This window comes from Streptosporangium sp. NPDC049248, from assembly GCF_040678965.1.
GTDB lineage: Bacteria > Actinomycetota > Actinomycetes > Streptosporangiales > Streptosporangiaceae > Streptosporangium > Streptosporangium fukuiense.
Genome location: NZ_JBFAQY010000024.1, coordinates 112,060 through 136,114 on the forward strand (window position 1 = coordinate 112,060; position 24,055 = coordinate 136,114).

19 protein-coding genes, 1 tRNA gene and 1 riboswitch are annotated in these 24,055 nt (G+C 70.4%); of the genes, 9 read left to right on the forward strand and 11 right to left on the reverse strand.

The genetic code is table 11. The features are described from left to right. Together AB0K21_RS33160 and AB0K21_RS33165 are read right to left on the reverse strand one after the other, a co-directional pair. Positions 1-927, reverse strand: a complete 927-nt coding sequence (locus AB0K21_RS33160) for a sugar ABC transporter permease (protein WP_343983344.1) — start codon at positions 925-927, stop codon at positions 1-3. After that, positions 924-2,279, reverse strand: a complete 1,356-nt coding sequence (locus tag AB0K21_RS33165) for an extracellular solute-binding protein (protein WP_364155582.1) — start codon at positions 2,277-2,279, stop codon at positions 924-926. The genes AB0K21_RS33160 and AB0K21_RS33165 overlap by 4 nt, the downstream gene beginning before the upstream one ends. A gap of 357 nt (positions 2,280-2,636) precedes the next feature. Here AB0K21_RS33165 and AB0K21_RS33170 point away from each other — a divergent pair, with 357 nt between their 5' ends. The 7 genes from AB0K21_RS33170 (at position 2,637) to AB0K21_RS33200 (ending at position 11,135) form a co-directional block, all read left to right on the forward strand. Beyond that, the gene (locus tag AB0K21_RS33170; RefSeq protein WP_364155584.1) at positions 2,637-5,093 is read left to right on the forward strand and encodes a glycoside hydrolase family 3 N-terminal domain-containing protein; all 2,457 of its coding nucleotides are present in this window, start codon (positions 2,637-2,639) and stop codon (positions 5,091-5,093) included. Beyond that, positions 5,077-6,141, forward strand: coding sequence for a substrate-binding domain-containing protein (locus AB0K21_RS33175; RefSeq protein ID WP_343983335.1), 1,065 nt, complete (start codon positions 5,077-5,079; stop codon positions 6,139-6,141). Before AB0K21_RS33170 ends, AB0K21_RS33175 begins: the two co-directional genes overlap by 17 nt. A gap of 103 nt (positions 6,142-6,244) precedes the next feature. Next, the gene (locus AB0K21_RS33180; protein ID WP_364155586.1) at positions 6,245-7,177 is read left to right on the forward strand and encodes a trypsin-like peptidase domain-containing protein; all 933 of its coding nucleotides are present in this window, start codon (positions 6,245-6,247) and stop codon (positions 7,175-7,177) included. A gap of 27 nt (positions 7,178-7,204) precedes the next feature. Beyond that, the gene (locus AB0K21_RS33185) at positions 7,205-8,194 is read left to right on the forward strand and encodes a MoxR family ATPase (protein ID WP_343983328.1); all 990 of its coding nucleotides are present in this window, start codon (positions 7,205-7,207) and stop codon (positions 8,192-8,194) included. Positions 8,195-8,200: 6 nt separating this feature from the next. Beyond that, positions 8,201-9,085 (forward strand): DUF58 domain-containing protein, encoded by an 885-nt coding sequence (locus AB0K21_RS33190; protein ID WP_343983325.1) that lies wholly within the window; start codon positions 8,201-8,203, stop codon positions 9,083-9,085. Positions 9,086-9,128: 43 nt separating this feature from the next. Continuing rightward, a complete protein-coding gene (locus AB0K21_RS33195; protein ID WP_364155589.1) occupies positions 9,129-10,079 on the forward strand; it encodes a VWA domain-containing protein in 951 nt (316 codons plus the stop codon). After that, entirely contained in the window at positions 10,080-11,135 is a 1,056-nt protein-coding gene (locus tag AB0K21_RS33200; protein ID WP_364155591.1) for a VWA domain-containing protein, read from the forward strand. Positions 11,136-11,180: 45 nt separating this feature from the next. On the opposite strand, the gene AB0K21_RS33205 is transcribed toward AB0K21_RS33200, so the two are convergent. The 5 genes from AB0K21_RS33205 to AB0K21_RS33225 all read right to left on the reverse strand — a co-directional run bounded on the left by AB0K21_RS33205 (position 11,181) and on the right by AB0K21_RS33225 (position 15,884). Next, entirely contained in the window at positions 11,181-12,104 is a 924-nt protein-coding gene (locus AB0K21_RS33205) for a hypothetical protein (RefSeq protein ID WP_343983314.1), read from the reverse strand. A gap of 54 nt (positions 12,105-12,158) precedes the next feature. Next, positions 12,159-12,295: riboswitch (cyclic di-AMP (ydaO/yuaA leader) on the reverse strand. Between the two features lie 72 nt (positions 12,296-12,367). Further along, positions 12,368-13,447, reverse strand: coding sequence for a galactose-1-phosphate uridylyltransferase (galT, locus tag AB0K21_RS33210; RefSeq protein WP_343983311.1), 1,080 nt, complete (start codon positions 13,445-13,447; stop codon positions 12,368-12,370). Beyond that, positions 13,444-14,244 carry a DeoR/GlpR family DNA-binding transcription regulator gene (locus AB0K21_RS33215; protein WP_343983308.1) on the reverse strand — a complete coding sequence of 267 codons (801 nt, stop codon included), beginning with the start codon at positions 14,242-14,244 and terminating at the stop codon, positions 13,444-13,446. The genes galT and AB0K21_RS33215 overlap by 4 nt, the downstream gene beginning before the upstream one ends. A gap of 86 nt (positions 14,245-14,330) precedes the next feature. Then, positions 14,331-14,927, reverse strand: coding sequence for a metal-dependent phosphohydrolase (locus AB0K21_RS33220; RefSeq protein WP_364155594.1), 597 nt, complete (start codon positions 14,925-14,927; stop codon positions 14,331-14,333). Between the two features lie 375 nt (positions 14,928-15,302). Next, a complete protein-coding gene (locus AB0K21_RS33225) occupies positions 15,303-15,884 on the reverse strand; it encodes a TIGR03086 family metal-binding protein (protein ID WP_343983302.1) in 582 nt (193 codons plus the stop codon). A gap of 188 nt (positions 15,885-16,072) precedes the next feature. Between AB0K21_RS33225 and AB0K21_RS33230 the strand changes: the two genes are divergently transcribed. Beyond that, the gene (locus tag AB0K21_RS33230; RefSeq protein WP_364155596.1) at positions 16,073-17,617 is read left to right on the forward strand and encodes a choice-of-anchor I family protein; all 1,545 of its coding nucleotides are present in this window, start codon (positions 16,073-16,075) and stop codon (positions 17,615-17,617) included. Positions 17,618-17,806: 189 nt separating this feature from the next. Here the strand turns inward: AB0K21_RS33230 and AB0K21_RS33235 are convergent, their stop codons facing one another. The 3 genes from AB0K21_RS33235 to AB0K21_RS33245 form a co-directional block, all read right to left on the reverse strand. Beyond that, positions 17,807-19,462 (reverse strand): SpoIIE family protein phosphatase, encoded by a 1,656-nt coding sequence (locus AB0K21_RS33235; protein ID WP_343983296.1) that lies wholly within the window; start codon positions 19,460-19,462, stop codon positions 17,807-17,809. Between the two features lie 62 nt (positions 19,463-19,524). Further along, positions 19,525-21,111, reverse strand: coding sequence for an NAD(P)/FAD-dependent oxidoreductase (locus AB0K21_RS33240; RefSeq protein ID WP_343983293.1), 1,587 nt, complete (start codon positions 21,109-21,111; stop codon positions 19,525-19,527). 184 nt (positions 21,112-21,295) lie between these two features. After that, positions 21,296-22,654: a TrpB-like pyridoxal phosphate-dependent enzyme gene (locus tag AB0K21_RS33245; RefSeq protein WP_364155598.1), complete on the reverse strand. Its 1,359-nt coding sequence runs from the start codon at positions 22,652-22,654 to the stop codon at positions 21,296-21,298. Between the two features lie 411 nt (positions 22,655-23,065). Between AB0K21_RS33245 and AB0K21_RS33250 the strand changes: the two genes are divergently transcribed. Continuing rightward, positions 23,066-23,530, forward strand: coding sequence for a hypothetical protein (locus tag AB0K21_RS33250; RefSeq protein ID WP_343983287.1), 465 nt, complete (start codon positions 23,066-23,068; stop codon positions 23,528-23,530). Between the two features lie 418 nt (positions 23,531-23,948). On the opposite strand, the gene AB0K21_RS33255 is transcribed toward AB0K21_RS33250, so the two are convergent. After that, positions 23,949-24,019 (reverse strand) — tRNA-Gly (locus AB0K21_RS33255). Between the last annotated feature and the right edge of the window lie 36 nt (positions 24,020-24,055).

Sequence of the window (24,055 nt, forward strand, 5' to 3'; positions counted from 1 at the left end):
TCAGGCCCCTTCCATTTGGCTGGCTCCTGCGTCGCGGCCGCCGAGCCGGCGCAGGAGCAACGCCAGGGCGAGGCCCACCAGGACGAGGATGACGGCGATGGCGCTGGCCGGTCCCATGAGGTTGGCCTGGAACCCGCGCTTGTACATGTCCAGGGCGAGCACCCGGGTGGCGTCACCAGGCCCGCCCGCGGTCAGTACGAAGATCAGGTCGAAGAAGGTCAGGGACCCGACGACCATGAGGGTGGAGGACGTGATGATCGTGTACTTGAGCTGCGGCAGCGTGATGCTGAAGAACTTGCGGACGCGGCCCGCGCCGTCTATCTCGGCGGCCTCGTACATGGAGCGCGGGATCTGCCGCACGCCGCCCTGGTAGATCAGCGAGTGGAAGGGGATGAACTGCCACGACACCACGAAGATCACGACACCGAAGGCGAGGACGGGCTCGCCGAGCCAGTCCTGTACGAGCAGCTCGATGTTCAGCCCGGCACCGAGCCCGAAGTTCGGGTCGAGCAGCGCCTTGTAGGCGATCGCGATGGCGGCCGAGCTCAGCAGCAGCGGGATGAAGTACAGCACGGCCAGCAGCGCGCGGTAGCGTTGCCGCCCGGCCAGGAACACCCCGAGCAGGATGCTGGCCGGGGTCTGGACCGCCCAGGAGACGGCCATCACCAGCAACGTCACCCACAGCGCGTGCAGGAGACCGGGGTCGGCGAGCACGGCTCGCCAGCTTGTGAACCCGGACATCTGGATCTCGCCGAGCCCGTCCCAGGACGTGAAGCTGAGGAACAGGACCCCGACCAGCGGAATCACCCCGAAGGCGACGAAGAACAGCAGGGCCGGAACGGCCAGCCACGGAAGGACGCCGCCGCGGCTCCTTCGCGTGGCGGCCGGCGACGTCCTTCTCCGAGCGGGGGCGGCCAACGCGTTCAACTGCCGATGACCGCGTTCATGTTGGACGCGAACTGCTCCGGCGTGATCGACAGCTGGAACAGCTTGGCGATGTTGTCCAGCAGCACCTCGGCCGCGGTGGGGCTGAGAGCCTGGTCCCAGGACTGGGCGAACGACTTGGCGTTGCTGGCGATGCCGTAGACGAACTTCAGGAAATCCTCGTCCTTGGCGCCGGCGAACGCGCTGTCGGCGCCATTGACGATCGGCACCGCGCCCGTGCCCGCCCACTCCTTGACGTCCTCGTCGTTGAGCACGGCGGTGGCGAAGAACTTCTTGGCGATCTCCTTCTGCTCGGGGGTCGCCTTGGAGGAGATCGACAGGTACTGGCCGGGGTTGCCGACGGTGTTACCGGGGTCGCCCTTGCCGCCCTCGACCGGCGGGAAGTTCATGTAGCCGAGGTGGCCGCCGGAGACGAAGTCACCGCCGTCGGCCGACATGCTGCCGTACGTCCAGCCGCCGTGCAGCATCATCGCGGCCTTGCCGGTGTACAGCAGGGCCTGGTCGGCGTTGGAGTCGGCGGTGATCGAGGAGAAGCCCTTGATGAACCCGTCCGCCTTGACGAGGTCCTGCAGCTTGGTCAGGGCGTCGAGGGCGGCGGGGTGGGACCAGGCGTCCTTCTTGCCGTCGAACACGGCCTGGAACACCTCGGGGCCGCCGATGCGGTCGAAGAGGAACTCCAGCCACATCATGTTCGTCCAGCGGGACTGGCCTCCGAGGGAGAACGGGGCGATGCCGGCGGCGTTGAACTTGGGGACCAGGGCCATGATGTCGCCCCACGACTCCGGCGGTTTCACACCGACCTGGTCGAAGACCTTCTTGTTGTAGTACAGGATGATGGGCTGCATGGTCTCGGCCGGCATCGCGTAGATCTTGCCGTCGATCGTGGCCGCACCGAAGGAGGAGGCGAACAGCCGGTCCTTCACGGCGGGGTTCTGCTCGAACCACGAGGTGAGGTCCTCCACCTGGCCGGCCTGCACGTACGTGCGCAGGGTCCCGCCGCCCCAGCCCCAGATGATGGTGGGCGCCTGGCCCGCCCCGATCGCCGTCTTGATCTTCGTTTTGTAGGCGTCGTTCTGCATGGTCGTGAAGGTGATCTGCCCGTTGGGGTTGGCCTGGTTGAACCGCTCCACGGCCCGGGTGCGCACGCCCTCCTGCGGCTGGACCGACAGGAACCAGTAGCTGGCCTTGTTCGCGGCGTTCCCGCCGCTGCCGCCGGCCCCGGTTCCACCCGCCGGGGTGGGGCCGGAAGTGCCGCAGGCCGCCAGCGCGGCCCCCAGGGGAACGCCGATGGAGAGACTGAGGAAGGTACGGCGAGACGGTGTCGTTGGTTTCACGCTGATCTCCGTATGTCGAATGCCAAGGCTGGGTGCGGCTCCAGGTGAAACATCAGTGGCGGTGGTCGTCCGCCGTGGATCAGCACCTCCGCTGCCAGGCGTCCGCTCCTCTTGAGTCCGGTATGTCGAAACATTTCCGAAATAAGCCGCGTGGCACGTCAATTTAGATTTCCGCTACTTGCCTGTCAAGGGGGGCCTCGCGTCGAACCGGGCTAAGTGTTCAAGATGTGTAAAGTACCCTTATCTAGGGCTTTTCCGGTCATCCGGTGTGCGGCAGGATGTCGAGTAGAGCTGCCGCAAGGTGCCGAAATATTTCGGAGAACCGCGGGAACGGATTTTTTCTTGAGGGGAGAGCAGATGACGGCGCTAGATGGGGTTTCCGCGGCGGGCCGGATCCTCCGTCCGTGGCAGGACCCGGCACTCCCCGTGGCCGAGCGGGTCGACGCCCTCCTTGAGGAGATGACCCTGGAGGAGAAGGTCGGCCAGCTCGGCAGCCGGTGGCCTGGCAACGCCATGCGGGCCGACCAGGGCGGGGAGCCCGAGAAGAAGTCCGAGGGCACGGCGAACGTCGCCCCGATGCAGGACGTCTTCGCCGCCTCGGGAGGCGTGCCCTTCGAGGAGACGATCCGCCACGGGCTCGGCCACCTGACGCGAGTGTTCGGCAGTGCTCCGGTGACCGCGGCGGAGGGCGCCGCCGAGGTGGTGCGGCTGCAGTCCGAGGTGGTGAAACACTCCCGGCTCGGCATCCCGGCGCTGGTCCACGAGGAGTGCCTGACCGGTTTCACCACCTACGGTGCGACCGTCTACCCGGCGGCCATCGCCTGGGGCGCGACGTTCGACCCGGACCTGGTGGAGCGGATGGCCACCGCCATCGGGCGGGACATGCGCGCCGTGGGCGTCCACCAGGGCCTGTCACCGGTGCTGGACGTGGTGCGCGACTACCGCTGGGGCCGGGTCGAGGAGACCATGGGCGAGGATCCGTACCTCGTCTCGATGCTCGGCGCGGCCTACGTGCGCGGCCTGGAGAACGCCGGGATCATCGCCACGCTCAAGCACTTCGCCGGTTACTCCGCCTCCCGGGCGGCCCGCAACCACGGCCCGGTGCCGATGGGCCGGCGCGAGCTGATGGACATGATCCTGCCGCCGTTCGAGACCGCCCTCGTCGAGGGCGGCGCGCGTTCGGTCATGAACTCCTACTCCGACGTGGACGGCGTTCCCGCCGCGGCCGACTCGTGGCTGCTGACCGACCTGCTGCGCGACGAGTGGGGGTTCACCGGGACGGTGGTGTCGGACTACTGGGCGATCCCGTTCCTCGCGACGATGCACCAGGTCGCCGCGGACGCGGGCGAGGCCGGGGTGCAGGCGCTGACCGCGGGCATCGACGTCGAGCTGCCCGACACGCTCGGCTTCGGCCCGCATCTCGTCGAACGGGTGCGGCGGGGTGAGCTGCTGGAGTCCCTGGTCGACCGGGCAGCCCGGCGCCTGCTCACGCAGAAGGTGCAGCTCGGACTGCTGGACCCGGACTGGACGCCGGAGAAGTCGGTGGCCGGGGCACGGGCCGTGGACCTGGACTCGCCGGCCAACCGGGCGCTGGCCCGGGAACTGGCCGAGCGGTCGATCGTGCTGCTCGACGCGGGCACCGCGCTGCCGTTGCTCGGCGAGGGGCGTCCGGAGCCGCGCCGGGTGGCCGTGGTCGGCCCCTGCGCCGACGACCCGCACACGTTCATGGGCTGCTACGCCTTCCCCAACCACGTGCTGCCCCGGCATCCGGGGCTCGGGCTCGGCGTGGCCGCGCCCAGTCTGCTCGACGCGCTGCGGGCCGAGCTGCCCGACGCCGAACTGATCCACGAGCCGGGTTGCGACGTGCGGGGCGACGACCGCTCCGGCTTCGCCGCCGCACTCCGGGCGGCCCGTGAGTCCGACGTGTGCGTGGCCGTCGTCGGCGACCTGGCGGGGATGTTCGGGCTGGGTACCTCGGGCGAAGGCTGCGACGCCGACGACCTGCGGCTGCCCGGCGTGCAGGAGGACCTGCTGGCCGAGCTGGCCACCACCGGCACGCCGGTCGTGGTGGTCGTCGTCTCGGGCCGCCCGTACGCGCTGGGCGGTGTGTCCGGGACCGCCGCCGCGCTCGTCCAGGCGTTCATGCCCGGCGAGGAGGGCGGGGCGGCCATCGCCGGGGTCCTGTCCGGCAGGGTGCAGCCCAGCGGAAAGCTGCCGGTGCAGATCCCGCGCGGCCCGGGCGGGCAGCCGGGCACCTACCTGCAACCGCCGCTGGGCTCCAACAGCCACGGCATCAGCAATCTCGACCCGACCCCGCTGTTCCCGTTCGGGTACGGCACCTCGTACACCACCTTCGAGGTCGACTCCTTGAGGATCAGCGACGCCGAGGTGCCCACCGACGGCGAGTTCACCGTGTCGGTGCGGGTGCGCAACACCGGGGGCCGGACGGGAGAGGAGGTCGTCCAGCTCTTCCTGTACGATGTGGTCGCCCAGGTCACCCGGCCGGTGCGGCAGCTCACCGGGTTCACCCGGGTCCGGCTGGAGCCCGGCGCGAGCGCCCTGGCGACCTTCACCGTACCCGCCGACCGGACCGCGTTCACCGGGCGCGACCTGCGGCGCGTCGTCGAACCGGGGGATCTTGAGGTGCTCGTGGGCACGTCGGCGTCCGATCTGCCCTGCCGGGGCCGCATACGACTGACCGGCCCGCTGCGCCACGTCGGCCCAGGCCGCCGGTTGGTCACCCGGGTGGATGTGGAACCGCTACCGGGCTCTTCCGCCACACACCAGGGAGGAACAGATGCCGGCCAGTCCTAGACGGGCCACGCTGGCCATGGTCGCGGCCTCGGCGGGCGTGTCGGTCGCGACCGTGTCGAAGGTGCTCAACGGCCGAGGTGACGTCTCCCCGGTGACCCGTTCCCTGGTGGAGTCGTTGCTGGAGCAGCACCACTATGTCGCGCCGCCGCAGCGCCGCCGGGGCGACGCGGCCGTGCCGGCCACGATCGAAGTGGAGTTGGACGCCGACCTCAACGCGTACTCGACCGAGATCGTCCAGGGCGCCGTGCAGGCTGGGGCCGAGGCCGACGCGGCGATCGTGGTGAGCATCCGGACGAACGCCGACCGCGCCGGAGCCTGGGCACGCGGCCTGGTCACGGCCGGACGGCGGGCCCTGATCGCCATCACCAGCGAGCTGACCGCCGGGCAGCTCGCCGCCCTGTCCCGGGTGCGGCTGCCACTGGTCGTGATCGACCCGCTGAACCTGCCGCAGACCAGGGGGGTCACCAGTGTCGGCTCGACGAACTTCGCCGGGGGCCTGGCCGCGACGCAGCACCTGCTCACGCTCGGACATCGGCGCATCGCCTACCTCGGCGGCCCGGCCACCGCCGCCTGCAACCAGGCCCGGCTACACGGCTACCGCGCCGCCATGGAGGCCGCAGGCGCCTCGGTTCCCCCGGGTTACGTACGGGCGGGGCACTTCCGCTACCGGGACGGTGTGACGGGCGGCGCGGCCCTGTTCGACCTGCCTGAGGTCCCCACGGCCGTCTTCACCGGCTGCGACGACATCGCGCTCGGCGTGCTGGAGGCGGCCAGGGCGCGAGGGTTGCGCGTGCCCGAGGACCTCAGCATCGTCGGCTTCGACGACACCCAGGTCGCCTGCATGGCCTCGCCCCCGCTGACCACCGTACGCCAGCCGCTGCGAGAGATGGGCGGCGTCGCCGTACGCACGGCCCTGCGCCTGGCGGCAGGCGAACGAGTCGACTCCCACCACGTCGAACTCGCCACCGAACTGGTGGTACGCGGCTCCACCGCCCCCGCCCCACCCGAGGGCTCCCCCGGCCACGGGGGAACGGCCGGGGCCCGCTGACCTTCGCGGTGGAGCCGGCCGACGGGGCGGGACGCGTTCTCCCGGTGCCGCCTCCTTGCTCCCGGCCGGACGCATGGCTCGGGGAGCGGCAGGCTCCATCGGCTTGGGCAGGGCGGTCGGCGCCGCCATCCTCGTCTCCGTGCTGCGCGCGTGGGGTCGCCGGGGCCGATTCTCAGGGAGTTCTCAGGCGGAGTTTGTAGCACTTTCAACTGAAATTTATGAGTATGTGGCAATGGAGCGTGTGCCGCAGCAGGCCGATGCGGCCGATGCTCAGGGAGCCGTGGCCGGGAGGGCTCGGCGGTTCGCCGTCGCGGGCGGCGCCCTTGTCGTCGTGGCACTGCTCGCGTACTGGCTGGGAAGCAGCGGTGGGAACGGTGAGGAGGCCGCGCCCAGGCCGAGCGCGACGCCGACGCCCAGTGCGATGCTCACGGTGCCCGACGTCTTCAAGAGGGTCGGGCCGTCGGTGGTGGTCATCCAGGCCGGGAAGTCGCTTGGAACCGGGGTGATCGCGGCCGAGGACGGGACGATTCTGACGGCCCACCACGTCGTCAAAGGCACTTCGAACAAAGGCGCAGAGAACGTCACCGTGACGTTCGCCGACGGCACCAGGACGAAGGCCGTTGTCGCGTCGTCGAATCCCAAGCTCGACGTCGCGACCCTCAAACCCGCGAAACTGCCGGAGATCGTCATCCCGGCGACGCTCGGCGGCACCGCGACCGTGGGCGTGCCCGTCGTGGCGATCGGCAATCCGCTGGGCCTGACCTACAGCGTCTCCACCGGCGTCGTGTCGGGCCTGAACCGGACCGCCAAAGACGGCGGCCTGAACGGGCTCATCCAGTTCGACGCCTCCGTGAACCCGGGCAGCTCCGGCGGTCCCCTCCTGGACGCCCGCGGCCTGGTCATCGGGATCGTCGTCTCGATCGCCGACCCGGGAGGAGACGAGGCGTTCGCCGGCATCGCGTTCGCGGTGCCGATCGGCGCGGCCCTGGGCGGTGGCGAAGGCGACGGCCCGCCGGGCGGCGGGCCCGAGATCTGACCGAAGCGTCACGAGAAGGAACACCATATGACCTCGACCAAGCCCTCCAAGTCGGCCCATCCGCTCGAACATGTGCTGTTCGAGGTCAAACGCACGATCGTCGGTCAGGACGTCCTGCTGGAGCGCATGGCCGTCGCGTTGGTCGCCGACGGCCACCTGCTCGTCGAGGGCGTGCCGGGCCTGGCCAAGACGCTCGCGGTGAGGTCGCTGGCCGCCGCGATCACCGGGAGTTTCCAGCGCGTCCAGTTCACCCCCGACCTGGTGCCGGCCGACCTCGTGGGGACGCGGGTCTACCACCAGCACTCCGGGGAGTTCAAAACCGAGCTCGGCCCGGTGTTCGCGAACCTGCTGCTGGCCGACGAGATCAACCGCGCCCCCGCCAAGGTGCAGAGCGCCCTGCTGGAAGTGATGCAGGAGCATCAGGTGACGATCGGCCGTGAGACGTTCCGGGTGCCCGAGCCCTTCCTGGTCATGGCGACGGAGAACCCGATCGAGTCGGAGGGCACCTACCCGCTGCCCGAAGCGCAGGTCGACCGTTTCATGATGAAGGTGGTCGTCGACTATCCGACGCAACCCGAAGAGCAGGCGATCGTCGAACGAGCGCTGCGTCCGCCCGAGCCGCCGCGGCCGATGGTGACGGCCGAGGACCTGATCGCGATGCGGGCCCGCGCTCAGCAGGTGTACGTCGATCCGGCGATCGTCGACTACGCGGTACGGCTGGTCTCCGTGACGCGTTCCCCCGCGACGGCCGGGCTCGGCGAGCTGGAACGGTATGTCACCTACGGGGCGAGCCCGCGGGCGTCCATCGCGCTCGTCACGGGCGCCCGGGCGCTGGCGTTCCTGCGCGGCCGCACCTACGTCCTGCCGCGCGACCTGTCCGAGCTCGCGCTCGACGTGCTGCGCCACCGCCTCGTGCTGTCCTACGAGGCCCTCGCGGACGACGTCGACGCCGACACGATCATCACCAGGGTGCTCGGGGCCGTCCGGGCGCCCGACGTCGTCCTGCAGAACCGCTGAGCCGCCATGGCCGCCGCACCCGAGAGGCTCCTGCTGCGCCTGGAGTGGAAGGTCGTCCGCAGACTCGACGGCCGGCTCCAGGGCGCGCACCGCACCGCGCACCGCGGCTCCGGGATCGACTTCACCGGGTTGCGCCCCTACGGCGACGGTGACGACGCCCGGCACATCGACTGGAACGTGACCGCACGGCTGGACGAGCCGCACCTGCGAGTGTTCACCGAGGACCGCGAGCTGACGGTGTGGCTTGTCCTCGACCGGTCGGCGTCGATGGCGGCCGGCCGACCGGGGCGCGGCAAGCGCGACGTACTCGCCGAGCTCGCGCTCGTCCTCACCCGGCTGTTCGGCCGGGGCGGCAACCGCGTCGGCGCCCTGCTGTTCGACACCGGGATGCTGCGCGTCGTGCCGCCCGGCACCTCCCGGCGGCACGCGCTGCGGATCGGCGCCGAGCTGGAACGCACCTCCACGGCGCGCGGCGGCGCCACCACCGACCTGGCGGAGATGCTCGATGCGGCCGGACGGCTCGCGCGCCGCCGCGCACTCGTCGTGGTGCTGTCGGACTTCATCGGCGACGGCGACTGGGAGCGCTCGCTCCAGCGCCTGGCCCGGCGGCACGAGGTGGTCGCCCTGCGGATCGCGGACACGGCCGACGACGTGCTGCCCGAAGCCGGGTTGATCGTGGTCGAGGACGCCGAGACCGGCGAGCAGCTCGTCGTCGACTCCGCCGACCCGCTGTTGCGGGTCCGCTTCCGCGCCGCCGTCGACGCCCGCGACGCCCGGCTCGAGGCGGGCATGCGCCGGGCCGGGGTGCCCGTCCACCGCATCGACACCGACCGCGATCTGGCCGAGGCGCTCGTCGAGGTCGTCGCGCGAACCGGGGACCGGTCGCCATGACCGAGCCTGCCGAGGTCATCGACGGACATGTGAGGCCGGCCTCATGACCCTGTCCTCCCCGCTGCTGCTGGCCGTCGGACTGCTCGTCACGGCGGTGCTCGCCTGGGCCGCCGTCGTCTCGGCGCGCCGCCGGACGGCCGCCCTCACCGCGGCCGGGGTCGCTGTGCCGGGCAGCCGCCGGACGTACCTCGGAGTCGGCCTGACGATCGCCGGCGTCGGGGTACTCGCGATCGCCACCGCCGGACCGGCGGCCATGGTGCCGGTCCCGCGGACCGCGGGCACCGTCATCCTCGCCATCGACGTCTCCAACAGCATGGGGGCGGACGACGTCGTGCCCACTCGGCTGGCGGCCGCGCAGCGGGCGGCCCGCGCGTTCGTGGCGGCCCAGCCCGACAGCGTCGACATCGGAGTCGTCGCGTTCGAACGGGGCGCGCTCACCACCGCGCGGCCCGACGCCGACCACTCCGTCGCGCTCAAGGCCATCGACCGGCTGAAGATCACTGGCGGCACCTCGCTGGGGACGGCCATCACGGCCTCGCTGTCGGCGATCACCGGCAGGCAGGTGGCCGTCGGCCGCGACGGCGCCGCCCCCGACATCGGCTACTGGCCGTCGGCGACGATCGTGATGTTCTCCGACGGCCAGAACCAGGGCGCGGACGTCGAGCGCGCCGCCACCGTGGCCCAGCGGGCGGGCGTCCACATCCACACCGTCGGGGTCGGCACCACCGCCGGGGCGACGGTGCGGGTCGACGGTTACCACCTGCGGACCTCGCTCGAGGAGGACACCCTCACCTTGATCGCGCAGACCACCGGCGGCGCCTACCACCCCGCCTCCGACACCGCGCGGCTCGACGGGATCGCCGACACGATCGACCTGCGGCTCACCGTCTCCGACGAGCCGCTGCCCCTCGCCGGCGGGCTGATCGGGCTCGCCCTCGCGCTGCTCACCGCGGGCGCGGCGCTCACCGTGCTCCGGTCCGGACGGGTGATCTGAATGTCGTTCTCGTGGCCGTGGGCACTGCTGTCCATCCTGGTCATCCCGCTGATCTTCGCGATCCGCGAGTGGGCGCGGCGCCGCCGCCGGCGGGCCGCTGTGCGCGTCACCTCGATCGCGCTTGTACGCAGCGCCCTGCCCGGCCGTACGCGCTGGACGCGGAAGATCCCCGCGGCACTGTTCGTAGCCGGACTCGCGCTGCTCGCGGTCGGGGCCGCGCGACCACAGGCGTCGGTCCCGGTGCCACAGACGTCGGCGACGATCCTGCTCGCCTTCGACACCTCCGGCTCCATGTGCTCCACGGACGTCGACCCCAACCGCATCACCGCCGCGAGGAAAGCCGCCGCCGAGTTCATCGAGTCGCAGCGGGGCGGGCCGCGCATCGGCCTGGTCACCTTCGCGGGCACCGCGGGTCTGCTCGTCCCGCCCACCGACGACACCGACTCGCTGATCGAGGCGCTGGACGGCCTCACCGTGTCCCGGGGCACCGCGATCGGGCAGGCCGTGCTCACCTCGATCGACGCGATCGCGGAGGTCGACCCGTCGGTCGCCTCCACCGGGGCGAACCCCGGCGGCGGGTCAGGCTACGCCGGTGCCGCGATCGTCGTGCTCACCGACGGCGCCAACACCCAGGGCGTCGACCCGCAGCTCGCCGCCCAGGAGGCGGCTCTGCGCCGCGTCCGTGTCTTCACCATCGGCTTCGGCACCACGAACCCGGCCCCGATGGTCTGTGACAACTCACAGTTCGACGGCCGCGGATTCGGCGGCTGGGGCGGCGGCTTCGGCGGTCGCGGCGGATTCGACAGGGGCCGCAACCCCCGTGTCATCGACGAGCCCGCACTCAAGCGGATAGCCCAGAGCACCGGCGGCTCCTACCACCGCGCTGAGAACGCCGACCAGCTCCAGAGCGCCCTCGACGCCCTCCCCGGCAGCTTCACCGTCATCCGGCAACAGGTCGACACGGCCCCCGCCTTCGCCGCCGGCGGCGCCGCCCTCATCACCGCGGCCCTGTCCCTCTCCCTCTGGTGGAATCGCCCCCGGACACCGACCCGCTGACGTACCTGTGGCCGCAACGCCTCAGCGGTCCCCGCGGGGACGGCGCTAGTACATCGAGATGTGCGGGTGGTCGTAGTGGTTGGCGGTGATGCCGCCGCGGTTGGACATGGTTCTCCAGCCGGAGCCGTGGTTGATGCGCTGGCGCCAGATCACGTACTTCACCCCGAGCTTGGCCTTGTTCTTGATGGCCCAGGCGGCGATCTCGTCGCCGAGCCGGAGATTGGCGGCCGAGGGCATCGTGCCGCCGGTGCTCATCATGAAGTCGCAGGCGCGGCCGAGGGGGTGCTCGCCGCCGTCGTTCGCGGACCGGTAGCAACCGACCGAGTACGGGAGGTCGAAGCGTCTCTTGACGGCCTCACGCATGATCCGGGTCCGATCGGTGATGTTGTCGGCGCCGGTGGGGAGTTGCGGGGCCCAGCTGCCATCGGCGCGGCGGCCGGAGCCGACGGGGGCGAGCTGGTCGAGCTTGTTCTTGATGTCCTTGATCACGTCTTCGACCTCGTCGCGTTGGGTCTGCATCTCTCTGGCCTCCTTACCGATGTCGTCGGTGAGCTTGGCGGCCGTCTCGGTCGCCCTCTTCCTGCGTTCGAGGCTCTCGGCGAAACCCTGCAGGTGGGCGCTCTGCTGGGCGGTGAGCTGCTCCATCACCGCGGCTCCCCCCATGTCGTCGGCGAACAGCAGCGCGGGCAGGCCGCCGGTGCTGCTCTGGTAACGGAGCTGGACTATGGAGTCGACCTGTTTTTCCGCCCTGGCGTAGAGGTCCTCGGCCCTGGCCAGGTTCTGCTTGGCGACGGCCTCGGCCTTCTGCGCCTTCTTGAGGGACTCGCGCTTGGCCGCGTAGGCTTCGATCAGCGAGTCGACCTTCTTGCCGAGTTTGGCCAGCTCGGCGCGGAGCTTGGCCTCGGTCGGCTTGGGCTCCGCGCTTCCCGCGGTGGGGGCGCCGAGGGTGAACGTGGCGATCAGGCTCAAACAAAGGGCCAGAGCCGCATGCCGACGGAACGTGGGGGACGGGGCCGCCACGAACTCTCCTCTCCTTCCGCCTACCGGGTTAGCTGACGGGTTCGGGCTGGAGAACGCCCTTCCACCGAAGTGGTTTCACCCCAGGTGCGGTGGTTCCCCGGCTCCCGGGCGATGCGCCTGGGATTAGGCATATCGGCTGTTGCAGCCGATGTGGGAAGGATAGTAGTGGTAAACACAGGGTCACGCGACTTCAAGACGAGACCAATTGGTGATCAGTTCGTGACAACAGAGCGCAGAAGGTGTGCTGCCTCCTCGGGTAGCACGTCGTTCACGAAGGCGCCCATGGCCGACTCGGAGCCGGCGAGATATTTCAGCTTGTTCGGCGCGCGGCGGATGCTGAACAGCTCCATGTGCGCGTACGACAGGTCGCGACCGGTGTTGACCGGCGCCTGGTGCCAGGCCGCGATGTAGGGCATCGGCACGCCGAACAGTCCGTCGAGGCGGCGGAGCACGTCGGTGTAGAGCGGTCCGAACGCCGCGCGCTCCGCGGGCTCCAGCCCGACCAGATCGGGGACCTGCCGGTGGGGGTAGAGGTGAACCTCCACCGGCCAGCGGGCCGCGGCCGGGACGAACGCCGTCCAGTGCTCGTTCGAGGCCACCACCCGGGTCCCGGCCTCCCGCTCCGCGGCGAGCACGTCGGCGAACAGGTTGCCGCCGGTCCGCTCCCGGTGGCGCCCGGCCGCCCCGAGGGTCAGCCTGGTGCGCGGGGTCACGTAGGGGTACGCGTAGATCTGGCCGTGCGGGTGGAGCAGGGTGATGCCGATCTCGGCTCCCCGGTTCTCGAAACAGAACACCTGCTCCACGCCCGGCATCGCCGACAACTCCGCCGTACGGTCGATCCAGGCCTCCATGACCAGCTCCACCTGCTCGGGGGGGAGCATCGCGAACGAGGAGTCGTGCTCGGCGGTGAAGCAGACCACCTCACAGCGGCCGATCCCGGGGCGGACCTCACTCAACCCGCCGACCTGCTGATAGTCCCCCAGACGGGTGGAGAACGAGGGGAACCTGTTCTCGAAGACCGCCACGTCGTAGGCGGCGGAGGGGATCTCGGTGAGGTTGCCGGAGGTGGAGGGGCAGAGCGGGCACTCGCTGGCCGGAGGCAGGAAGGTGCGGCCCTGGCGGTGTCCGGCCACCGCGATCCACTCCTCGGTCAGCGGGTCGTAGCGCAGCTCGGAGGCGGTGGGGCGGGGCGGCAGGTCGCGCCTGTCGACCGCCCCGCGGTCGGCGTCGTCGCGGTGGTCGAAGTAGAACAGCTCCCGGCCGTCGGCCAGGTGGGTGATCGTACGCTTCATCGGCCGACGCTCTCGCTCTCCTGCTGCGGTTCTGTGATGATCAGCTCTCCCACCGAGGCGGCGAGCTCCTCGCGGGCCTCCCCCGTCAGGCCGGAGTCGGTGACCACGACGTGGGCCTGGGCCAGCTCGGCGATCGTGCTGATGCCGACCGTGCCCCACTTGGTGTGGTCGGCGAGCACCACCAGGCGGTGCGCGGAGGCGACCAGTTCGCGGTTGGTCTCGGCCTCCAGCAGGTTGGGTGTGGTGAACCCGGCTCTGGCGCTCATCCCGTGCACGCCGAGGAAGAGGGTGTCGACGTGGAGCCCCCGGATCGCCGTGACCGCGACCGGGCCGACCAGCGCGTCGGAGGGGGTGCGGACCCCGCCGGTGAGCACGACCGTGCGGTCGGCCCTGGGGGAGCGGTGGAAGACGTCGGCGATCCGGATCGAGTTGGTGATCACGGTCAGCTCGGGCACGTCGGTCACATGGTGGGCGAGCGTCCAGGTCGTGGTTCCCGCGGAGAGTGCGATGGCGGTGGCGGGCCGGACGAGCCGGGCGGCCCGCCGGGCGATCGTCTCCTTCTCCGCCTGCTGGCGCGCCGACTTGGCGGCGAAGCCCGGTTCCTCGGTCGAGCCGGACCCGGCGGCGGTGGCGCCACCGTGGACCTTCTCCACCAGCCCGCGCTCGGAGAGCACCTCAAGGTCGCGCCGGATCGTCATGTCGGACACGCCGAGCTCCCGGACGAGATCGGCGACCCTGACCCCGCCCCTGCTCCGCACCCTCTCCAGGATCGCCTGCTGCCGCTGCTGGGCGAGCATTGACTCACTCCCTTTAATTCACCAGATTCCACCAAAATACCACGGCGAGTATCGGGAAATACTGTTGAATTGTGGTGGTCGCCCGCTCACAGCCGCTCAAGCTCCGCCATGATGTTCGCCCGTGCCGCCTCCTCCAGATCGGCGATGTGGAAGATCGCCGGAAGGTCGAGCAGCGAGCGCAGCACCGCGGCCCTGCCGGACCTGAAAGCGTCGTCGGGCACGAAGGCGTACTCCTCGCGCACGGCGGCCGCGTAGGCGGTGTAGACCTCCGGCACCGCGCCCAGGATCGCCAGGTCCGCGTCGGACAGCACGGCCCCGTCCGCGTCGCCCGGTGCGGGGGCGTGCGTGACGGTCAGCCTGACCAGCCGGGCGACCGTGGCCACCGCCTCGGGGGAGAGCCCCGTCTCCGGCAGCGCGCGCTCGGCCAGGATGGCGCTCCGCTCCTCGTTGTCGCCGCGCCGTGGGTCGTAGACGGCGTCGTGGAACCAGGCCGCCAGCCGTACCAGGTCCGGGTGCTCGGCATGAGAGGCCAGGGTGTCGATGTGGGTGAGCACGGCCTCCAGGTGGGTGACGGTGTGATACCTGCGGTGCGGCTCGTCGTACCGGGTGATCAGTTCACGGCCCAGGGGTTCGGCCTCGGGACCGGCCAGGGACCGCCAGCGGGCCATCAGCTTCTCGCGCATGAGGGCGAGCCTAGGACCTGGCCGGAAAGAAGGGTCCTCGGGTTCGATGCGGACGCACCCGCGGGAGGCGCTGATCGTCAAGGTTGGGGCAACGCACTCACCGGAGCGGGGTGGATCGCGGTTCGGGCCTTGCGCGCCGGGCGTCGCAGGAGGAACGTGAAGGTCTGAACCGGTGACATCGAGTCCCGTACGGGTCCGGAACCACGGAGGCCTGCGCTCGCGGGACCTGGAAGGACCTCAGGGAAGGGGTGGTCGGCATGGCCAGAAGATCACGTAAGGGCAAGGCCCGTAAGAAGAACAAGGCCAACCACGGCAAACGGCCGACCGCTCGCTAGCCGTACCGACCACAGAGGCCGAGCACACGGAGACGGGCGGTCACGCGCGGCGGCCCCAGGAGGCCAGCAGCCGGGCCTGCGCGTCGGTCTCGGAGGGCACCTTCCGGTGCTCTCCGGCCTGATGCTCCCCGACGGCGGCCTGCCGGTAACCGAAGCCCGCGTCGGCGAACCAGGTGGCGCAGGCGGTGACCAACTCCGGGTCGAGCCGCTCGTCGGCACCGATGGCGCGGGCCAGGTCCCAGGTGTGGATGAGGGCGTCGGCGAACAGTTCGGTGATGTACTCCCGGCCGGGCACGTCGCCGAAGGGCAGGTGGACGACGCGGTCGAGGACCCGGTGATCGATCGCCGCCTGGACGGCGGGCACGGCCGAGGTGTCGAACGCCTTGATGGGGTCGTCGCCGAGCAGGTCGCCCTCGAAGACGTCGCCGATCTCCGCGTGGGTCCGTCCGGCCAGCAGCTCGGGAGCCCACAGGTTCTCGCCGACCACGTGGTTGACGAGGGAGCGCACGTCCCAGTCGACGCACGGTGTCGGATTCTCCCACTGGTCGGGGCCGATGCGGTGGACGAGAGCGCCGAAGTCGTCCAGCGCGCGACGGTAAGCCTCGGGTACGTCGATGGTCATCATGCCCTCCCGATACCCTCCCGGGTTCTCTCCCGGCCCTCATCTTGACCGTAACCCCTGGCCCGCCAGTAGTCATCGCGTCAACGGACATGACCGGCACGTCCGGCGGCGCATCCGACCGGACCGCTTCATCTCCCGGTCATCTCGGCGTCAGGGAAGAGTCACGACATGGCGTGAGGATCTCTTCTATGCGCACCACGACCTTCACCCGAGCGGCCGTCGCCGCGGCCACCGGCCTGATCCTGCTGCCCGCGGCCGGGACCCCGGCCGCCGCCGAATCCGGCCCCCGAGGCGTCGAACTGACCTTCCTCGGCCGCCACGCCACCGGCACCGTCGCCGCCGGTGCCTCGGAGATCACCGCGTACGACGCCAAGACCCGCCGGGTGTTCGTCGTGAACGCGCAGGCCGGCACCGTTGACGTGCTCGACATCCGCGACCCGCGCAAGCCTCGCAAGGTCGCCACCCTGGCCACCCCCGGGGCCAACAGCGTCGCGGTACGCGACGGTCTGGTCGCCGTCGCCCAGCAGGCCGCGGTCAAGACCGACCCGGGCACCGTCGCCTTCTTCGACGCCCGGAGCGGGAAGAGGCTCAGGCAGGTGACCGTCGGCGCGCTGCCCGACATGGTGACCTTCACCCCCGACGGGCACCGGGTGGTCGTGGCCAACGAGGGCGAGCCGTCCTCCTACTGCGAAGGGGAGAAGGTCGACCCCGAGGGCTCGGTGAGCGTCGTCGATCTGAAGCGCTGGACGGTGCGGACCGCGGGGTTCCAGAGGTTCGACGCCGAGCGGCTGCGGGGCGATGGGGTGCGGATCACCGGTCCCGGGGCCACCGCCGCCCAGGACCTGGAACCCGAGTACGTCACCGTCGACGGTGACACCGCCTACGTCACCCTCCAGGAGAACAACGCGCTCGCGATCGTCGACCTGAAGCGGGTGGAGGTCCGCGACGTCGTCCCGCTGGGCCTGAAGGACTGGTCGAAGAGCGGTTTCGACGCCTCGGACAGGGACGGGAGGATCGACATCAGGCCCAGGCCGGTGAGGGGCCTCTACCAGCCCGACGGGATCGCGCACTTCCGCGACCGCGGACGCACCTACCTGGTCACCGCGAACGAGGGCGACGGGCGTGACTGGGGCTGCCACGCCGACGAGGTCAGGGTGAAGTCGCTGAACCTCGCGATGCCCGACGCGGAGAACCTCAAGAAGGACGGCGAGCTCGGCCGGCTGAACGTGGCCGTCGACTCGCCCAGGGACGCGAACGGCGCCTACACCGAGCTGCACGCGTTCGGCGCCCGTTCGATCTCGATCAGGTCCGCCTCCGGAGAGCTCGTCTGGGACTCCGGCGACGAGCTGGAGCGGCTCGTCGCCAAGGAACTGCCCGAGGCGTTCAACGCCGACAACGAGGCGAACGACTCCTTCGACAGCCGCAGCGACAACAAGGGCCCCGAACCCGAGGGGGTCACGGTCGGCGAGGTGCGCGGCCGCACCTACGCCTTCGCCGGGCTGGAGCGGGTCGGCGGGGTCGTCGCCTACGACATCGACGACCCCCGGGCGCCGAGCCTGGCCGGATACGTCAACACCCGCGACCTCGCCGGCTCGGTCGCGGACGGCACCGCCGGGGACGTGGGACCCGAGGGTGTGCTGTTCATCCCCGCCTCCGACAGCCCGACCCGGCACGCGCTCCTGGTGGTGGGCAACGAGATCAGCGGTACCACCGCGATCTACGAGGTTCGCTGAGCCGCGCGGCCGCGAGGACACGCCGCACACCGACCGGCCTGTTCCCCCGCCGAGCACGTCACCGGCGCGGGAACAGGCCGGTGACGTCGCCGGCCTGACCCAACGGCCATGGGACCCGAGCAGGACCGGGAGTGATCCCGGCCCCGCACGGCGAAGCGGCGACCCACCCGAAGCGGGGCGGAGAGGAGATCAGCGCAGCCGCTGCTCGATCCAGACGATCTTGCCCTTCGGGGTGAGACGGGAGCCCCAGCGGTGGGCCAGCCAGTTGATGAGGTGCAGGCCGCGGCCGGTGTCGCTGGTGGTGGACGCCTCCCGCATCACCGGCTCGGACGCGGAGCTGTCGGACACCTCGCAGACCAGTGTGGGCCCGCGCAGCAGACGTAGCTCGACCTCGCCCTGGCCGTGTTCGACAGCGTTGGCGACCAGCTCGCTGACCATCAGCTCGGTGTTGTCGCACAGGGAGTCGAGTCCCCAGCCTCCGAGTGTGGCCCGGACGAAGCGGCGGGCCTGTGAGGCGGAGCGGCGGTCGGCGGGCAGCGACGTCTCGGCGAACTCCTTGTCCGTCAGCTCGGACACCCTGGCCAGCAGCAGGGCGATGTCGTCGCGCTCGTGCCCCGGCCGCTGGGCGCCGATCGTGAGGTCGCAGACCTCCTCCAGGTCCTGGTCCTGGCCGGAGAGCAGGCCGCGCAGCGCGCTGATGCCCTCCTCGATGTCCCGGTCGCGGCTCTCCACCAGGCCGTCGGTGTAGAAGGCGAGCACGCTGCCGTCGGGGAGCGTGAACTCCCGCATCTCGGCGGGTTCGTTGCCGATGCCCAGGGGCAGTCCCGGCGGCAGCTCCAGCAGTTCGGTCTCGCCGCCCGGCCGCACCAGAATCGGCGGAACGTGACCCGCGCAGGCTATCGCGCACCGCCGCGTGACCGGATCGTAGGTGGCGTACACGCACGTGGCGATCTGGCTGGCGTCCAGGTCCTGGCTCATCAGGTTGAGCCGGAACAGCACGTCGGCCGGGCTCAGGTCCAGGCTGGCCAGCGTGCGGGCGGCCGTGCGGAGCTGGCCCATGGTGGCGGCGGCCCTGATGCCGTGCCCCATCACGTCGCCGACGACGAGGGCGACCCGGCAGCCGGGCAGCGGGATCACGTCGTACCAGTCGCCGCCCACCCCGACCAGATCGCTGGCGGGCAGGTAGCGGGAGGCGATCGTCAGGCCCAGCGGCTGGGAGAGGTCGACGGGCAGCAGGCTGCTCTGCAGGGTCAGCGCGGTACGGCGCTCCCGGTTGTAGAGCCTGGAGTTGTCGAGGCACACCCCGGTCCTGGCCGCCAGTTCCTCGGCCAGGTTGACGTCCTGCTCGTCGAAGGGCTGGCTGGTGGGACGGCGGGTGAAGATGACGAAGCCGAGCACCCGGCCGCGCGCCTTCAGCGGCACCACCAGGAACGAGCTGTCCTCCAGCACCTTCGACACCGAGTCGCGCTTCCAGAAGCGTCCGATCTCCTCGGCGGTCCGGCGCCCCAGGCGGGGGTAGAGGATCGGGTTACCGGTGGCCATGCACCGGGCGTAGGGGGTCCACGACTCGTAGACGGCGACCTCGTCCACCGGGAACGCGGTGGCGTACACGCCCGGGGCGGGATCGGCCACGCCGACCGCGATCCGCCGTACCAGCGCCGAACCGTCGGTGGTCTGCTGGGGGAACTCCCCCTCGGTCACCAACCGGTCCTGTACCAGGATGCCGGCCGCGTCCGCGAAGCGCGGCACGGCGACGTCCATGAGTTCTCTGCCGGTCTCGAACATGTCCAGTGTGCTGCCGATGCGTTTGCTGGCCGCGTTGAGCAGGGACAGCTGCTCGTGCATGGATGCGGGACTACCCATCCTGAACCCTGGCGTCGCTGGGCCTTTGGTGACGAAACGGGACTTCACTCGCTCCACCGGGGTGCGGGAACCGGCGTCCACCAGGTTGCCAGTTCGAGATCTTCTGCGATGGCGTTGGCGCCGTTGTATCCGGGGGCCGCGGAGACCGAGCCGCCGGGGTGGCTGCTGGCGCCACAGAGATAGAGGCCGTCGATGGGGGTGCGGTACCGGCCCATCTCGGGGACCGGCCGGTTTCCGCCCAGCTGGGACGGTTCGTAAGCCCCCACGTGGTGGCTGCCGCGCACCATGTTGACGCAGTGCCGCTCGATGTCGAGCGGTGAGAAGACCCGCCTGCCGAGGACGGCGCCTCCCGCGAGGTTGGGGGCGTACTCGGCCCACTCGGCGAGCAGCCGCTCACCGACCTCCTCGCGCCGACGGTCCCAGTTCGCCGCGTCGCCACCGAGGTCGTACGGGGCCCATGGCCACCAGAAGGCCACGTGTTTACCGTCCGGCGCGTACGAGGGGTCGAACAGCGAGGGGCACGCGCCGTTGCCGGCCAGCCGGTCGGGTAGCTGCCCCCGATGGATCTGGTCGAAGGTGCGGCCGAGCTGCTCGCTGTCGTCGGCGCCGAGCACGACGAGGAAGGCCCGGTCCACGTCGGGCTCGAACTCGGCGGCCCGGTAGCGCGGCGCCTCGTCGAGTGCCAGGTGGAGGGTGACGAGGCTGTGTCCGGCCCACCGGTAGTCCTCGACCTTGGCCGCGATCTCCGGGCCGAAGTTCTCCGGGCCCGCCAGCCGGACGGTCTGCGGGGCGTCCACCGCGCTGGCCACGAACCGGCGGGCGGCGAGAACGTCGCCGCCTGCCAGCTCCACCCCGGTGGCCCGCCCGTCACCGACGAGGATCCGCTCGACATGGGCGCCGGTCACCACGGTGCCGCCGTGCTCCTCGATGACCGCGCGCAGCGCGCTCGCGACGTTCCCCGCACCGCCCACGGGCACACCGAGCCGGGCGATGCGCGACAGCAGCCGGGGGAAGAATCCGCCGGTGCCCGGCACGTCCTCGATGGAGATGGCGTGCAGGAAGGACTTGAACAGGACCCTGACCTGCTCGCTCTCGAAGTTCCTGTCGACGGCCTCGTACAGCGAGAGCGGCAGGTAGCTCAGCAGGTCGCGGCCCAGGTCGCCCTTGAGCCGCTCGGCGAGCACGGGGGGTGGTAACGGACTGGAGTACAGAAACCCGTTCATCAGGTCTCTGGCCGCCTCGGCGTAGCGCTCGTACAGCTCCAGCCAGCGCTCGGCGTCGGCCTTGGAGAACCGGGCGAAGGAGTCGGCGGTGCGTTTGGGGTCGGTGTAGACGGTGATCGCCCGGCCGTCCCGGAAGACCGTGGCGTGCTGGGTCTCGGGATAGACGTAGCTCAGGCCGTACCGCTGGAGTTCCAGGTCGGCGGGGACCGGGCCCTCCTCCAGGAAGTGGTAGCTGCTGTGGGTGTTGTGCCGGAACCCCGGGAGGGTGAGCTCCTGGGTGCTGCAACCACCGCCGACGACGTCGTTGCGCTCGACGACCGCGACCGACAGCCCCGCCTTCGCGAGGTAGGCGGCACACGTGAGGCCGTTGTGGCCCCCGCCCACGATGACGCCGTCGAACTCCGACACGTTCCCTCCAGGGCACTCTGACTGCTGGTATGGAGGATTGTAAAGAATGATCTATATGCGAACCCTGTGTTTAACAGAGATTCGTAGATATTTCCACATGGACTAGGACTTAGGGGCGCTTAGCCGACGAAGTGGCCACAGTAGGCCGCACCGGGAGCTCCCTGAGTTCCCGGTGCGCGCCGGGTCACAGGGAGGGCAGCCCGGCCAGGGCCGTGTCGATCCGGTCCTGCGGCAGCGAGAGATCCTCAAGCCGCCCCGACAGGTAGCGGTCGTAGCCGTCCAGGTCGAAGTGCCCGTGCCCGCACACCGCGGTCAGCAGGACCTTCTCCTCGCCCGTCTCCCTGCACCGCAGTGCCTCGGCGACGACCTCGGCCAGCGCGTGGGCCGCCTCTGGAGCGGGGACGACCCCCTCGGACCTGGCGAAGCGCGACCCCGCCTCGAAGCAGTCGTTCTGCTCCATGGCCACCGCCTCGAACATCCCCAGCTCGTACAGGTGCGACAGCAGCGGGGACATGCCGTGGTAGCGCAGCCCGCCCGCGTGGATGGGATCGGGGATGAAGCCGTGGCCCAGGGTGTGCATCTTCAGCAACGGGGTCAGCCCCGCGGCGTCGCCGAAGTCGTAGGCGTAGACGCCCCTGGTGAGAGACGGGCAGGCCGCCGGTTCGACCGCCCGGATCACCGGGGCCATCCGCCCGGCCAGCTTCTCCCGCAGGAACGGGAAGGCCAGCCCGGCGAAGTTGGAGCCGCCTCCGATGCACCCCACGACCATGTCGGGGGCCTCGCCGAACGCGGCCATTTGCTCGATCGCCTCCTCGCCGATCACCGTCTGGTGCAGCAGCACGTGGTTCAGCAGGCTGCCCAGCGCGTACCGGGTGCCAGGTTCGGCCCTCGCGGTCTCGACGGCCTCGCTGATCGCGATGCCGAGGCTGCCCGGTGAGTCGGGATCGTGGGCCAGTGCCTCGGCGCCGTACGCCGTCAGCGGGGACGGGCTCGGGTGCACGGTCGCGCCGTAGGCCCGCATCAGGCTCCTGCGGCCGGGTTTCCCGTCGTACGAGGCGCGGACCATCCACACCTCGCACTCCAGGCCGTACTGCGCGCAGGCGAACGCCAGTGCCGAGCCCCACTGGCCAGCCCCGGTCTCCGTGACCAGTTTCCCGACCCCCTGGCGCGCGTTGTAGTAGGCCTGCGGGACGGCGGTGTTCGGCTTGTGCGAGCCGGAGGGGGAGCCGCCCTCGTACTTGTAGTAGATCCTCGCGGGGGTGCCAAGGGCACGTTCGAGCCTGCGTGCCCGGATCAGCGGGGTGGGCCGCCAGAGCCGGTAGACGTCGCGGACGCTCGCCGGGATCAGGACGAACCGTTCGGCGCTCGCCTCCTGGTCGATCAGCTCCACCGGGAACAGTGGCATGAGATCGTCCGGCTCGACGGGCCGCGAGGTGGCCGGATGCAGGATCGGTGGTGGCGGGACCGGGAGGTCGGCCACGATGTTGTACCAGTTGTGGGGGATACGGGACTCGTCGAGCAGGATTCGGGTGGCTTCGGTCATCGGGTGCCTCCACGTGTCGGATCCACTCAGTGCCGTTCTCGTCACCCACCGTAGTTCAGCTCGCGCGCGGCGTCCCGGTTCCTCGCGACACCCGCCGCCACCGAGGCCGCGACGGTCCGACCGGTTTCCGGACCGGCACGCGAGTGGCACGGCCTGAGGGCCCCTGTGCGGACGCACACGCCCCGCCCGACGGAGGCGTTCGGTTGAAGCCAGGCGAGTTTTCAGACCTGAGCGAGCGGGCCGGCGCGATGTGAGGCGTTCCGAAGGAGCCACCTAGCGGCTGGGCCCGCCGGCCGAAGCGTGGTTGTCTGGGATTGCCAGGCGAACCGGCCGACCAGAAGCTTGAAGATCGTTAAGCTGTGTCGGGCAAGTAGGCCAGGTACGGCTGCAGCGCTTGTGAAGGAGTCGCTAATGATCACCGACCCGACGCTCACCTGGATCGGCCAGGGGGTGGAGTTGCATCACCACCGAGGTCAGCGTGAAGCCGCTCGCGAGTTGTTCGCGCAGATCTGGGACAGCATCGGAGGCGAGCAAGGCGACCCGCTGCATGTCTGTGTCCTCGCCCACTCGATGGCCGATGTGCAGGACGACGTGCACCAGGAGCTGATGTGGGACCTGCGGGCGCTTGCCGCCGCCGATCTGGTCACCGATGAGCGGGCGGGTCAAGCCGGGGTGACGCTTTCAGTGGCCGGCCTGTATCCGTCGTTGCACCTCAATGTGAGCGAGTGTTATCGCAAGCTGGGCGATCTCGGCCGCGCCCGTGAGCACCTCCAGCGGGCGCGGGCCGAGATCGGCGCACTTGGCGACGACGAGTACGGGCAGCTCATCAAGGGTGGCCTGGAGCGGCTGGCCGAACAGTTGGATGACGCCACCTGACCGCGCCCCGGCGAATTCCCCGCACCAGCTGTTGATCTTTTTTCGTGGTCACCACTCGGAGAGACAGGGCGGCCTGACGGCAGGGCCCCCGCAGGTTCGGCAACATCCGTGAGCTTCCTTCCGGGCGCTTCCAAGCGCGCTGCAAAGGGTCGGACGGGCGTTCGCCTGGCGCTCCGGACACTTCCACTGTTCCGCATCGGGCACGCCTCCGCGCGGTCGGCACCCGTCTACCGGCGCGCGAGTCGAGACCGGGACAAAGTCATCGCGGCGGCGCCGGGCGGGGCGCTGACGGTGGCGCGGGAAAAAGAAAAAAGAAAGTCGGTGGCACACAGCTGGCACGGAAGATCGGTGCGGGTGCGTGAAACCCAAAAGGCCAGGTCAACCATATGTCGGTTGACCTGGCCTTTTTGCCATTCTGAGCGGACGACGGGAATCGAACCCGCGTAGCCAGTTTGGAAGACTGGGGCTCTACCATTGAGCTACGTCCGCGCGAAGCGGCTTCAGTCTGGTCTAGACTTCATCCGT

Coding starts and splice junctions, on each gene's coding strand:
- AB0K21_RS33225 (WP_343983302.1), bottom strand. CDS start 15,884: ATGACCATCGACGTACCCGAGGCTTACCGTCGCGCGCTGGACGACTTC.
- AB0K21_RS33215 (WP_343983308.1), bottom strand. CDS start 14,244: ATGCTCGCCCAGCAGCGGCAGCAGGCGATCCTGGAGAGGGTGCGGAGC.
- AB0K21_RS33230 (WP_364155596.1), top strand. CDS start 16,073: ATGCGCACCACGACCTTCACCCGAGCGGCCGTCGCCGCGGCCACCGGC.
- AB0K21_RS33200 (WP_364155591.1), top strand. CDS start 10,080: ATGTCGTTCTCGTGGCCGTGGGCACTGCTGTCCATCCTGGTCATCCCG.
- AB0K21_RS33185 (WP_343983328.1), top strand. CDS start 7,205: ATGACCTCGACCAAGCCCTCCAAGTCGGCCCATCCGCTCGAACATGTG.
- AB0K21_RS33235 (WP_343983296.1), bottom strand. CDS start 19,462: ATGCACGAGCAGCTGTCCCTGCTCAACGCGGCCAGCAAACGCATCGGC.
- AB0K21_RS33220 (WP_364155594.1), bottom strand. CDS start 14,927: ATGCGCGAGAAGCTGATGGCCCGCTGGCGGTCCCTGGCCGGTCCCGAG.
- AB0K21_RS33250 (WP_343983287.1), top strand. CDS start 23,066: ATGATCACCGACCCGACGCTCACCTGGATCGGCCAGGGGGTGGAGTTG.
- AB0K21_RS33190 (WP_343983325.1), top strand. CDS start 8,201: ATGGCCGCCGCACCCGAGAGGCTCCTGCTGCGCCTGGAGTGGAAGGTC.
- galT (WP_343983311.1), bottom strand. CDS start 13,447: ATGAAGCGTACGATCACCCACCTGGCCGACGGCCGGGAGCTGTTCTAC.
- AB0K21_RS33245 (WP_364155598.1), bottom strand. CDS start 22,654: ATGACCGAAGCCACCCGAATCCTGCTCGACGAGTCCCGTATCCCCCAC.
- AB0K21_RS33175 (WP_343983335.1), top strand. CDS start 5,077: ATGCCGGCCAGTCCTAGACGGGCCACGCTGGCCATGGTCGCGGCCTCG.
- AB0K21_RS33170 (WP_364155584.1), top strand. CDS start 2,637: ATGACGGCGCTAGATGGGGTTTCCGCGGCGGGCCGGATCCTCCGTCCG.
- AB0K21_RS33195 (WP_364155589.1), top strand. CDS start 9,129: ATGACCCTGTCCTCCCCGCTGCTGCTGGCCGTCGGACTGCTCGTCACG.